This window comes from Paenarthrobacter sp. TAF1, assembly GCF_052113825.1.
In the GTDB taxonomy this organism is placed as follows: Bacteria; Actinomycetota; Actinomycetes; order Actinomycetales; family Micrococcaceae; genus Arthrobacter; species Arthrobacter nicotinovorans.
The window spans coordinates 88,071-99,138 of sequence record NZ_JBFRDO010000014.1; the positions used below are offsets into that span (position 1 = coordinate 88,071).

Consider the following 11,068-nt stretch of genomic DNA (forward strand, 5'->3'; position numbering starts at 1 on the left):
GGCACTGCTGCCGCGGAAGGAGAGCATCGTGAGATTGAAAAAACTCCTGGGCGCCGTAGCGGTCGTCCTAACCTTGACCGTCGGAGCCACAGGCTGCGGCAGCCGTGGAGGCGCGGCGGAGTCTTCCAGCACCGCAAAGCCCAGCGATTCGCTGGTAGGCATTTCGATGCCGACGCAGACATCCGAGCGTTGGATCGCAGACGGTGCCAATGTTGAGAAATCCCTGAAGGACCTCGGCTACAAGACGGACCTGCAGTTCGCCAACGATGACATCCCCACGCAGGTTTCCCAGATCGAGAACATGCTGACCAAGGGTGCGAAGGCACTCATCATCGCAGCCATCGATGGCACCACGCTGACGGACGTCCTAGCCAAGGCCAAGGAACAGAACGTCAAGGTCATCGCTTACGACCGCCTCATCAACGGAACGCCGAACGTGGACTACTACACCACGTTCGACAACTACACCGTGGGCGTCCAGCAGGCCACGTCGTTGCTGACGGGTCTGGGACTCGTTGATGCCAGCGGCAAGAAGGTAGAGGGCAAGGGCCCGTTCAACGTCGAATTGTTCGCGGGCAGCCCGGATGACAACAACGCCAACTTCTTCTGGACCGGCGCAATGGATACCCTCAAGCCGTACCTGGATGCAGGCACCTTGAAGGTCCCCAGCGGCCAGACCAAGTTCGAGCAGGCAGCCATCCTCCGCTGGCAGGCACCCGTTGCCCAGAAGCGCATGGAAGACATCCTCACCTCCGCCTACAGCTCCGGCACCAAGCTCGACGGCGTGCTGTCCCCGTATGACGGCCTGTCCATCGGCATCATTTCCGCTCTTACCAGCACCGGCGGTTACTCCACCGGAAAGCTCCCGGTCGTGACCGGCCAGGACGCTGAAAAGGGTTCCGTGAAGTCCATCATCGCCGGCGAGCAGTACTCCACCATCTTCAAGGACACCCGCCAGCTCGGCGCCCAGGCCGTGAAAATGGTAGACGCCGTACTCAAGGGCAGTGAGCCCGAAACCAACGACACCAAGACCTACAACAACAAGGTCAAGGTTGTTCCGGCATACCTTCTGAAGTCAGTCATCATCACCAAGGACAACTACAAGAAGGAACTCATCGACTCGGGCTACTACACCGAAGCCGACGTCAAGTAACCACCTCCCCAATCTGTGGCCCCACCGCCCTGTGTTGCAGCGCGCAGCGGTGGGGCCACAGCATCCCAGTGCCTGTCGAGTCCTCGACCCGGCCCAGTTTCAACCAGTCAGCGGGAATTGACGATGAACGTACCCATTCTTCAAATGCGAGGAATCACCAAGACCTTCCCCGGTGTAAAAGCCCTTCAGGACGTCACCCTGGACGTCAACCGAGGTGAGGTTCACGCCATTTGTGGTGAGAACGGAGCCGGGAAATCCACCCTCATGAAAGTGTTGTCCGGCGTCTACGCGCACAACACCTTCGACGGCGACATCCTGTTCGAGAACGAACCCTGCGAATTTTCCAGCATCACGGACAGCGAGAAGCGCGGCATCGTGATCATCCACCAGGAACTGGCCCTGAGCCCGTATCTGTCGATCGCCGAGAACATCTACCTGGGCAATGAGCTTGCGAAGAACGGCTGGGTGGACTGGCGGAAGACCAACCTGGAGGCCGCCAAACTGCTGGCCCGGGTGGGTCTCAGCGAGAATCCCGTAACGCCCATCCAGCACATCAGCGTGGGTAAGCAGCAGTTGGTGGAGATCGCGAAGGCGCTCTCCAAGGAGGTGAAGCTGCTCATCCTCGATGAGCCAACGGCGGCGCTGAACGACGAAGACTCGGACCACCTGCTGGACCTCATCCTGCACCTCAAAGGCCAGGGCGTCACCAGCATCATCATCAGCCACAAACTCAACGAGATCCGCAAAGTGGCCGACGCCGTCACCATCATCCGCGACGGCAAATCAATCGAGACACTGCGCCTGGACCAGGGACAGATCACCCAGGAACGCATCATCCGGGGCATGGTGGGACGCGATCTCGAAAGCCTGTATCCGGACCGGACACCAAACATCGGTGAAGAAGTCCTCCGCATCGAGGATTGGACGGTCCAGCATCCACAGGACCACTCGCGGATGGTGGTCAGCAACGCCAACCTGACGGTCCGTAAGGGTGAGGTTGTTGGGTTGGCCGGCCTCATGGGTGCGGGCAGGACTGAGCTCGCGATGAGCGTTTTCGGCCGTACCTACGGCCGTGCGGTCTCCGGCAAGGTTTACAAGTACGGCCAGGAGATCAACACGTCCACGGTTTCGGATGCAATCGAGCACGGAATTGCGTACGCCACCGAGGACCGGAAGCACTACGGCCTGAACCTGATTGAAGACATCAAGCGGAACATCTCCATGGCTGCCCTGAACAAGTTGGCCAAACGCGGTTGGGTGGACGGCAACCAGGAAACCACGGTGGCCAACCATTACCGCAAGAGCATGAACATCAAAGCGCCTTCGGTCGCTGCGATCACGGGCAAGCTCTCCGGCGGGAACCAGCAAAAGGTGGTGCTCAGCAAGTGGATGTTCTCCGACCCCGACGTCCTCATCCTGGACGAACCCACGCGTGGGATCGATGTGGGCGCCAAGTTTGAGATCTACACGATCATCGCCGAGCTGGCGGCCTCGGGGAAAGCGGTCATTGTGATCTCCTCCGAACTGCCGGAACTCCTGGGCATCTGCGACAGGATCTACACGCTCTCAGCGGGCCGCATCACCGGCGAGGTCCCCATCGCCGAAGCCACCCAGGAAACCCTCATGCACTACATGACTCAAGAGAAGGAATAGCCACCATGTCCGCCCTACGAGAATCCCTTGGCTTCCTCACAAGCCGCCTCCGCCAGGTTGGCATCTTCGTCGCCCTGATCCTGATTGTCATCCTCTTCCAGGTCCTCACCGACGGCATCCTCCTTCAGCCCCAGAACGTCACCAACCTGGTGGTCCAGAACAGCTATATCCTGATCCTTGCCATCGGCATGGTGATGGTCATTATTGCCGGTCATATCGACCTCTCCGTCGGCTCGATTGCCGGCTTCATCGGCGCCGTGGCCGGTGTGATGATCGTGCACTGGGGCTGGGCCTGGTGGCTCGCCATCCCGGCGTGCCTCCTGGTGGGAGCCCTCGTGGGTGCCTGGCAGGGTTACTGGATTGCCTACGTTGGTATCCCCGCATTCATCGTCACCCTTGCCGGCATGCTGATCTTCCGTGGCCTGACCCTGATTACCCTCAAGAACCAGCAGATCACCCCGTTCCCGAACGAATTGCGCGCCCTGGGCGGCGGCTTCCTGCCGGACATCTCCGGTGGCACGTCCGTCCTTGAGTGGCTGACCGTGATCCTGGGTGTCGGCGGTACGGCAGCCATCCTTTTCCAGGCTTTGAAGGAACGCCGGGTGCGCCGCAAGTTCAACCTGGAGAACGAACCGATGGCGTGGTTCGCCGTCAAGAACGGTTTCATCGCACTCCTGATGCTCATCATCACCTTCCTGCTGGCCAGCTACCGTGGAACCCCGATTGTCCTGGTTGTCCTGGCAGTCCTTGTGATCCTGTACTCGGCACTGATGAGCAACAGCATCTTTGGCCGCCACACCTATGCCATTGGCGGCAACCTCCACGCCGCCGAGCTGTCCGGCATCAAGACCAAGAAGGTCACCTTCCGGCTCTTCGTCAACATGGGCGTCCTGGCCGCGCTGGCGGGCCTGGTCTTCACGGCCCGCCTGAACTCGGCACAGCCTGCCGGCGGTACCGGGTTCGAGCTGGACTCCATCGCTGCAGCGTTCATCGGCGGCGCAGCTGTCCAGGGCGGCATCGGCACCGTGGCAGGAGCCATGATCGGTGGCCTGATCATGGGCGTCCTGAACAACGGCATGTCCATTCTCGGCCTGGGCACTGATTACCAGCAGCTCATCAAGGGCCTGGTGCTCCTGCTGGCTGTCGGCTTCGACATCTTCAACAAGAACCGGACCGGTGCCGGCGGAGGTTCCTCCATGGGCCGCCGGTTCAAGTGGAAGACCACGCCTCCAGCTGCCGAAGCGGCACCCGCTTCCACGGCGGAGCCTGTGGGCGTCGACGCGAAGTAGCATCTGATGCCACGCGGTGAGCAACCGCCAACACTGCGGCCCCGGGTTTTGCCCGGGGCCGCCCCCGACTCACCGAGCCGGCCCCCGGTAATGGGGGATGTGGCGAAAATGGCCGGGGTTTCCCACCAAACGGTTTCCCGTGTCCTGAACAACCATCCGAACGTCAGCCACAACACCAGGCAACGGGTGGAAGCGGCGATAGCCCGCCTCGGCTATCGCCGGAACACCGCAGCACGGAGCCTGGTGACGCGGAGGTCGCGGACCATTGGTGTCCTTGCCTGCGAAACGGGACAGTTCGGGCCCGCGAACACGTTGCTTGGAGTCGAGCAGGCGGGCAGGGAAGCCGGGTACTTCGTCAGCATCGCGAATCTTCGCGAAGTGACCAGTGACAGTATCAACGACGCCATGGGCCACTTCCGCAGCCAATCCGTGGACGGCATCGTCATCCTGGTTCCGCATCCCGATGTCCTTGCGGCCTTGCATGACGTTTCAGTCCCTGTGCCGATCGTGGCCGTAGGCGCCGGTGCGGGAAACCAGCTCACCGGAGCGTCCCTCAACCAGCGGTTGGGAGCCAGGCTGGCCGTGGAGCACCTGATCGGGCTGGGGCATCGCAGCATCGCCCACATTTCCGGGCCCACGCACTGGATCGACGCCGCGGAGCGCATTGAGGGCTGGCGGGAGGCGATGGACACGGCCGGACTCGAGGCGAGCGTCCTGCTCCAGGGTGCCTGGGATGCCGCATCCGGATACCAGGCCGGACGGGAACTCATCGACCACGACTCCGTAACCGCTGTATTCGTAGCGAATGACCAGATGGCCGTCGGAGTCCTCCGCGCCCTCCAGGAAGCCGGCCGCCACGTACCAGGCGATATCAGCGTGGTGGGCTACGACGACCAGCCGGAGGCCGGGTTCTTCATGCCTCCCTTGACCACCATCAAGCAGGACTTCGAAGAACTCGGGCGAAAAACCATGGAAGAGATGCTGCACCAGCTGGAGGGGAAAGCAGGAACCCGGGACCAGATCGTGGATCCGCGCCTGGTCATCAGGGCAACCACGGCTGCACCGGCACACTAAACTAGGAGCCATGACTTCCACCAGTTTCCCTGCAGTCGACACTGCTGCTGCCCGTGCCCGCCTTCTTGAACTCATCAAAGAGCTGGCGGTGGTCCGCGGCAAGGTTATCCTCTCCAGCGGCAAGGAAGCGGACTACTACATCGACCTGCGCCGCATCACCTTGCACCACGAGGCCTCCAAGCTGGTAGGCCAGGTCATGTTGGCAATGATCGACGACGCCGGCGTTGCGGTTGAGTGCGCAGGCGGACTCACCATGGGTGCCGACCCCGTCGGTACCGCTGTCATGCACGCTGCTGCCGACGCCGGCCGTGCCGTGGACGCCTTCGTCGTCCGCAAAGCCCAGAAGTCCTACGGCATGGGCCGCCAGGTGGAAGGTCCCTCAGTCGAAGGCCGCAACGTGGTGGTCCTCGAGGACACGTCCACCACCGGCGGGTCCGCGCTGACCGCCGTCGAAGGTGTCCGCAAGGCGGGCGGCAACGTGGTGGCCGTGGCTGTGATCGTGGACCGCAACACCGGTGCCAAAGAGAAGATCGAAGCCGAAACCGGCGTTCCGTACCTCTTCGCTTTCGGCAAGGACGAACTGGGCCTGGACTAAACAGATTCCGTCCGGTTACTGATTGCAAGAGCACATCCTAAGGGCACCGGCTGTGCGCAAACTGCGGGGATGTAAGGCAGTGCCGCCGAAGCCTATGCTTGCTGCGTGGACGTTCAAGTAGGGAAGCTGCCGGCACCGCCGGAGGTGACTGAAAACCCTCCCGCGCCGGTAACTCCGGAACCTGAAACGGCGGGGGATCCGGGCTCCTGGGCCCGGATCCTGCCTTACGCTGCCCGGCTCAAGAAGACGTCCCGCCGTAATTTCCTGACCTACGCCGGCATTTCCGCAGCCCTGGCCGGGGACATGCTATTCACCAGGCGCGTCCAGGCGGAGCGCCGGGCCACCAAGATCCTTCGGGTTCCGGATCCGTACTCGGACCTGTACTTTCCCAAAGCCAGTTGGATCCTCTTTCCCGGGTACAAAACCAGTTGGGAAGAAGCGCAGTGGATCCTCAACTCGCTGCGTCCTGCACTGCACCAACGCGGCCGCCTGGCCGCCGTCGGATATTCCAATCTGGGCCTGGACGTCGATGAAGTAGTCCGCGCAATCATCCTGCATGTCCGCGAGCTGGAACTGGAGAAGCTGTACTTTTACGGTCACAGCTTTGGCGGAATGCTCGCGACCCAGGTTGCTGCACGCCTGCTGGAACTCCATGGCGTGGAAACGCAGGTGATCGTCCTGGATTCGAGTCCGTTCAGCCGCGCAGATGTCCTGGACCAGAGCTGGTTCGACGGCGTTGTGTTCCTTTATGAGAACGGCTTCCGCATTCCTTCGGTGCTGCGCGGGGGCTATGAGCTGGGGGAGCGCGTGGTTCACAAGGACGAGCGCACGTGGCGGCAGATCCTCGATCAGACGATGGAACAGCTTTCGCCCATCGCGCCTTCCAGTGTGCTGATCCAGACAGAGTCGGCCTACATCTACCACTTTGACGGGCTGCGGTTCGCGGGCAAGATCGGCGGCGCCAAGATGGCGTTCATGGGCAACTCCAAGGACGGCACCGTGGACTACGAATCGGCGCGTGCGGGATGGAGCAAGGTTTTCGGCGCCAACATGGCCCTGCCCACCCTGAGTACCGAGGGCGCACGGCCGGCGCACGCGAGTCCGCAGTGGAACGCCGGCGTATACCGGCCATTGCTGGAAAAGGTACAGGATGAGCTCCTGCCCCTGCCGCCCGAACCGGAGGAACCGTCGTACCAGGAGCCCAATGGGAAGATCATCAGGCCTGCGTAAGGTGGCTGGAGCGTTCAGCGCAACGCTTCAACCTCGACGGCGGTGAGGCCCGCTTCACGCAGGAAGCCGCCGACATCGCCGAATTCCTTGGAGAATCCGGCCAGGAAGTGCCGCATGGCAGCTTCCGGGCTCTGCAGGATCATGAGGTCGGGGCTGAAATACTCTGCCGGAGTTGATGGGACGCTGAGCCGCCATGTTTCGGCCATGACCTCCAGGACGTCCGGCAGGTTGGCGGTGGTCGCCACATAGTCGGCTACTACGTCGTCCTCGGTCCCGCCTGCTGCCAGGAGCCCGACCGCGGAAACCACGCCGGTCCGGTCCTTGCCCAGTGAGCAATGCACCAGCGTGCGTTTGCCACGCGCCACGGGTCGCAGGGCGTCGGCCACCCATTCGGGCCGCAGCCGGATCCAGCCGAGGTACAGCTCGCCCAGGTCCTCGGCCGTCTCCACGGCTTGGAGCGACCCCGCGATGGCGTTGGGGTCCAGTGGGTTATGGATGAGTTCGACGGCGGGTGGGGCTGCAGCGGCCGGCCCGCCGCCGCCGTCGTGAACCAACCACGGAACCAGCGAGCGCTCCAGCTCGCTGCGCAGGTCAACGATGGCTTGGATGCCGTGTTCCACCAGGAACCCTGACGTTGCCGCGGCATCCAAGCCGAACGGCTGGCTCCCCCTGAGAATCCGTCCCCCGGCCAGGGGACGCAGATTGAGCACAGCCATGGTGGTTCCTTCTTAGATCTGGCTCTTCAGGTCGGCCACTGAATTCAGGATCTGGTTGGGCCGGAAGGGGAAGGACACGATTTCCTCGCGCTGCGTGATTCCGCTGAGCACCAGGACCGTGTGCAGGCCCGCTTCCATGCCGGCCACGATGTCCGTGTCCATGCGGTCGCCGATCATGGCCGTGGTCTCCGAGTGGGCATCGATCTGGTTCATGGCGGAGCGGAACATCATGGGGTTCGGCTTGCCCACGATGTACGGTTCGCGGCCCGTGGCCTTGGTGATCATGGCCGCGATGGCACCTGTAGCGGGCATGGGACCGTCCTTGGAAGGGCCGGTGGCGTCCGGGTTGGTGGCGATGAAGCGGGCGCCGGCCAGGATGTGGCGGACGGCCATGGTGATCGCTTCGAAGGAATAGGTGCGGGTTTCGCCGAGGACCACGAAATCGGGGTCGGTGTCCGTGAGGATGAATCCGGCTTCGTGCAGGGCGGTGGTGAGGCCGGCCTCGCCGATGGTGTACGCGCGGTTGCCCGAATCGGAGGACTGCACCTGGTCCTTGAGGAACTGGGCTGTGGCGAGTGCGGAGGTCCAGATGTTCTCTTCGGGGACTTCCAAGCCGGACGCACGAAGGCGGGCTGCGAGGTCGCGCGGGGTGAAGATGGAGTTATTGGTCAGCACCAGGAAGCGCTTGGACGTATCCACCCAGCGCTGGATGAGCTCGGCTGCGCCGGGGATGGCCTGGTTTTCGTGGACGAGGACGCCGTCCATGTCCGTGAGCCAGCATTCGATCTCGTGGCCATTACGGTAAACCGACGTGGACGGGTGGGGCGTGGTTTCTTCTGCCATATTTGCCTCCGGCTGGGGTTGTTCATGCACTGCTTCCCAGTCTTTCATCATTCGGGCTGCCGGACATCACGTAGTTCTGCTTATGTGGGTAGTTCTGCCCATGCGGATATCGGCTTTGACTTGTGCCGTCCTCGACGTCCTGCACTACGCTGGTGGCTGCGCGCCGGCACCGTGGGTCGGGGGATCGACACGGTGAGCACCACGCCGTCCGCTTCAGCAGGTCCCTCGTTCCGGATAGACCACCGGTTGTGTCCGCAAGGATGTTCCGGTGCCCACAGCATGTGAAAGGGCCTTGCCATGAGCAACAACAACGGCGTACCCCAGCCTCCCTACAATCCGGACGGCGTACCGCAGCCACGCTACGACACGGGCAAAGAGCAGTACCGCCAGTACCAGCCCGGGCAAGCGCAGCCCATGTACCAGCCGGAGGCCCAGCAGCAAGGCCAGCCGCAGCCAGCCCAGCCGCAGCCAGCACAGCCGCAGCCAGCCCAGCCGCAGGACGCGCCGACGCAGGCTTTTCCGACGCAGGCTTTTCCTGCACAGCACGATCCCACCCAGGCCTTCCCCTTGCAGCAGGCCCAGCACGGCAACCCCAACCAGCCGGGTTACCCGGGCCACCCTGGCAACCCCAACCAGCCGGGTTTCCCACCGCCCGGCGGCCCCTACCCGGGCCAGCCAACGGGACCCGGCCAGAACCCGGGTGACCACAACAGGAAGTCCCTGTTCCTGATCCTCGGCGGTGTCGCCGTCGTCGTGATCATTGCCTTGGTCGTGGCGTTCACCTGGTTGATTCCGTCCCTGGCTAAGCCGACTGCCGTTGACTCGCCTTCGCCTTCGGTGACGTCCTCGGACGAGGCGTCGGATGCGGCCGCTGAGCCGTCTGCGGATCCGTCCGCTGAGGCTGAGCCTTCCGGTGACGCGTCGGCGTCCACCGACATCCCGGCCGGGGCCATCCCGCTGCCGTCAGCATGGGAGAACTTCGCGGGCCCCAGCAACGTTCCAGCGGACGGCGACCCGTTGTTCAGCAAATGGGTCACGGGCGAATCGTCCTTCCAGTACTTGGCCGAGTGGACCCACGACGAATCATTCGGCATCACCAAGGACCCCACCACGGGCGAAGAGATCCAGAAGAAGGCCCAAGGCACGGTGGAGACCGACGGCGACGGGATCGCGCTCGCCTATGCCTTCTTCGCTGAATCCGAGGAAGGCAAGTTCGGCAAGGATCCGGCGGAAATCAAGAAGGCCCTGGAAGATATCGAGGCCCGGTACAAGGGCATGACAACCACTGAACTGCCGCAGAACCTGGTAGGCCACAAGTGCGCCTCGGACTTCAAGACCTCCATGCCGGAGATCCGTGAGTTCCGTCGTGGCGCGGCTGTGGTTGTCGGATTCACCTGCACCAACGCCCGCGGCGAGGCCATCCAGGCAGTGAACCTGTTCTCCGTGACGCCATGGGGCACTCCGCAGATGCTCGGTGTCAGCGGACACAAGACCTACTGGGACGCGCACCCGGGTCTCTTCGAGCAGCTGGGTAACTCTTACCGCATCAACAAGTGGAAGATGGGCTAGGAACCCGCACTTCAGCGGGCCAGGGGCTCAATCGGGGCACGGGCCCAAGCGGGGAAACGGCAGGGCTAAAGTTGAGGGGTGACTGACCTTCCCCCCAACACAGCCCTGCCCGCCCCTGCCGCATCCCCGGAGGGGACCACCGCAGAAGGCGAGGCCGAAGCGAAGGCGGAGGTCGGCGTCGGGCCCTGGGAAGGCGAGTGGCCCGTTGGCGAGCACTGGGATCCGGACCTCCTGCGTGACGGCGACCGGCGCAACGTGGTTGACCAGTACCGCTACTGGAAGCACGAAGCTATTGTCGCCGACCTCGATTCGAAGCGGCACGATTTCCACATCGCCATTGAGAACTGGCAGCATGACCTCAACATCGGCACCGTGGTGCGGACCGCCAACGCCTTCCTCGCCAAGGAGGTCCACATTATTGGCCGACGGCGGTGGAACCGTCGCGGGGCCATGGTCACCGACCGCTACCAGCACGTCCGCCACCACCCCACGGTTGAGGACTTCGTCCAGTGGGCCGAGGCGGAGGGGCTTGCCGTGATCGGCATCGACATCTTCCCGGATTCCGTACCGCTTGAAACGTACGATCTCCCGAAGAACTGCGTCCTGGTGTTCGGGCAGGAAGGCCCCGGCCTCACGCCTGAGGTGCACGATGCCGCCGTCGCAACCCTGTCCATTGAGCAGTTCGGCTCCACCCGGTCCATGAATGCGGCCTCCGCGGCGGCCATCGCCATGCACGCGTGGGTGCGCCGCCACGTGTTCCAACAGCCGGTTTCGTAGCTTCCCCGAGGTGGCACTTAATGACAGTCCCGGTGCGGCGTCTTCAGGTGGCTAGTGCAACACCCCTGTAGTTGGAGGGGTGTCATGGTCAAGAAGTTGCCGTGGTCGGTTCGTGCGTGTGCGTATGAGCACTTGCTGGCGGGTGAGGACACGGGACGAAGTGCTGCCG

At 63.1% G+C, this 11,068-nt stretch carries 10 protein-coding genes; 8 read left to right on the top strand and 2 right to left on the bottom strand.

What is annotated here, in order from left to right; translation table 11 throughout:
- Nucleotides 1-28 precede the first annotated feature (28 nt).
- The 6 genes from chvE (at nucleotide 29) to AB4Y81_RS16695 (ending at nucleotide 6,994) form a co-directional block, all read left to right on the top strand.
- Nucleotides 29-1,153, top strand: a complete 1,125-nt coding sequence (gene chvE, locus AB4Y81_RS16670; RefSeq protein WP_026267409.1) for a multiple monosaccharide ABC transporter substrate-binding protein — start codon at nucleotides 29-31, stop codon at nucleotides 1,151-1,153.
- Between the two features lie 123 nt (nucleotides 1,154-1,276).
- A complete protein-coding gene (mmsA, locus tag AB4Y81_RS16675) occupies nucleotides 1,277-2,806 on the top strand; it encodes a multiple monosaccharide ABC transporter ATP-binding protein (RefSeq protein ID WP_020608553.1) in 1,530 nt (509 codons plus the stop codon).
- A gap of 5 nt (nucleotides 2,807-2,811) precedes the next feature.
- The gene (mmsB, locus tag AB4Y81_RS16680; RefSeq protein ID WP_018779453.1) at nucleotides 2,812-4,095 is read left to right on the top strand and encodes a multiple monosaccharide ABC transporter permease; all 1,284 of its coding nucleotides are present in this window, start codon (nucleotides 2,812-2,814) and stop codon (nucleotides 4,093-4,095) included.
- A 90-nt stretch (nucleotides 4,096-4,185) separates the two neighbouring features.
- Entirely contained in the window at nucleotides 4,186-5,169 is a 984-nt protein-coding gene (locus AB4Y81_RS16685) for a LacI family DNA-binding transcriptional regulator (RefSeq protein ID WP_039239484.1), read from the top strand.
- 10 nt (nucleotides 5,170-5,179) lie between these two features.
- Nucleotides 5,180-5,764: an orotate phosphoribosyltransferase gene (pyrE, locus tag AB4Y81_RS16690; protein ID WP_018779451.1), complete on the top strand. Its 585-nt coding sequence runs from the start codon at nucleotides 5,180-5,182 to the stop codon at nucleotides 5,762-5,764.
- 105 nt (nucleotides 5,765-5,869) lie between these two features.
- Nucleotides 5,870-6,994, top strand: coding sequence for a thioesterase domain-containing protein (locus AB4Y81_RS16695; protein WP_039239485.1), 1,125 nt, complete (start codon nucleotides 5,870-5,872; stop codon nucleotides 6,992-6,994).
- A 14-nt stretch (nucleotides 6,995-7,008) separates the two neighbouring features.
- Here the strand turns inward: AB4Y81_RS16695 and AB4Y81_RS16700 are convergent, their stop codons facing one another.
- Together AB4Y81_RS16700 and AB4Y81_RS16705 are read right to left on the bottom strand one after the other, a co-directional pair.
- Nucleotides 7,009-7,710, bottom strand: coding sequence for a tyrosine-protein phosphatase (locus tag AB4Y81_RS16700; protein WP_189076698.1), 702 nt, complete (start codon nucleotides 7,708-7,710; stop codon nucleotides 7,009-7,011).
- Nucleotides 7,711-7,722: 12 nt separating this feature from the next.
- Entirely contained in the window at nucleotides 7,723-8,553 is an 831-nt protein-coding gene (locus tag AB4Y81_RS16705) for an HAD-IIA family hydrolase (RefSeq protein ID WP_110505386.1), read from the bottom strand.
- 297 nt (nucleotides 8,554-8,850) lie between these two features.
- On the opposite strand from AB4Y81_RS16705, the gene AB4Y81_RS16710 reads away from it, so the two are divergent.
- Together AB4Y81_RS16710 and AB4Y81_RS16715 are read left to right on the top strand one after the other, a co-directional pair.
- Nucleotides 8,851-10,122, top strand: coding sequence for a hypothetical protein (locus AB4Y81_RS16710; protein WP_413307627.1), 1,272 nt, complete (start codon nucleotides 8,851-8,853; stop codon nucleotides 10,120-10,122).
- Between the two features lie 78 nt (nucleotides 10,123-10,200).
- Entirely contained in the window at nucleotides 10,201-10,899 is a 699-nt protein-coding gene (locus AB4Y81_RS16715) for a TrmH family RNA methyltransferase (protein WP_441996292.1), read from the top strand.
- Nucleotides 10,900-11,068: the final 169 nt, after the last annotated feature.

Coding starts and splice junctions, on each gene's coding strand:
- AB4Y81_RS16710 (WP_413307627.1), top strand. CDS start 8,851: ATGAGCAACAACAACGGCGTACCCCAGCCTCCCTACAATCCGGACGGC.
- AB4Y81_RS16705 (WP_110505386.1), bottom strand. CDS start 8,553: ATGGCAGAAGAAACCACGCCCCACCCGTCCACGTCGGTTTACCGTAAT.
- AB4Y81_RS16685 (WP_039239484.1), top strand. CDS start 4,186: ATGGGGGATGTGGCGAAAATGGCCGGGGTTTCCCACCAAACGGTTTCC.
- AB4Y81_RS16700 (WP_189076698.1), bottom strand. CDS start 7,710: ATGGCTGTGCTCAATCTGCGTCCCCTGGCCGGGGGACGGATTCTCAGG.
- pyrE (WP_018779451.1), top strand. CDS start 5,180: ATGACTTCCACCAGTTTCCCTGCAGTCGACACTGCTGCTGCCCGTGCC.
- mmsB (WP_018779453.1), top strand. CDS start 2,812: ATGTCCGCCCTACGAGAATCCCTTGGCTTCCTCACAAGCCGCCTCCGC.
- mmsA (WP_020608553.1), top strand. CDS start 1,277: ATGAACGTACCCATTCTTCAAATGCGAGGAATCACCAAGACCTTCCCC.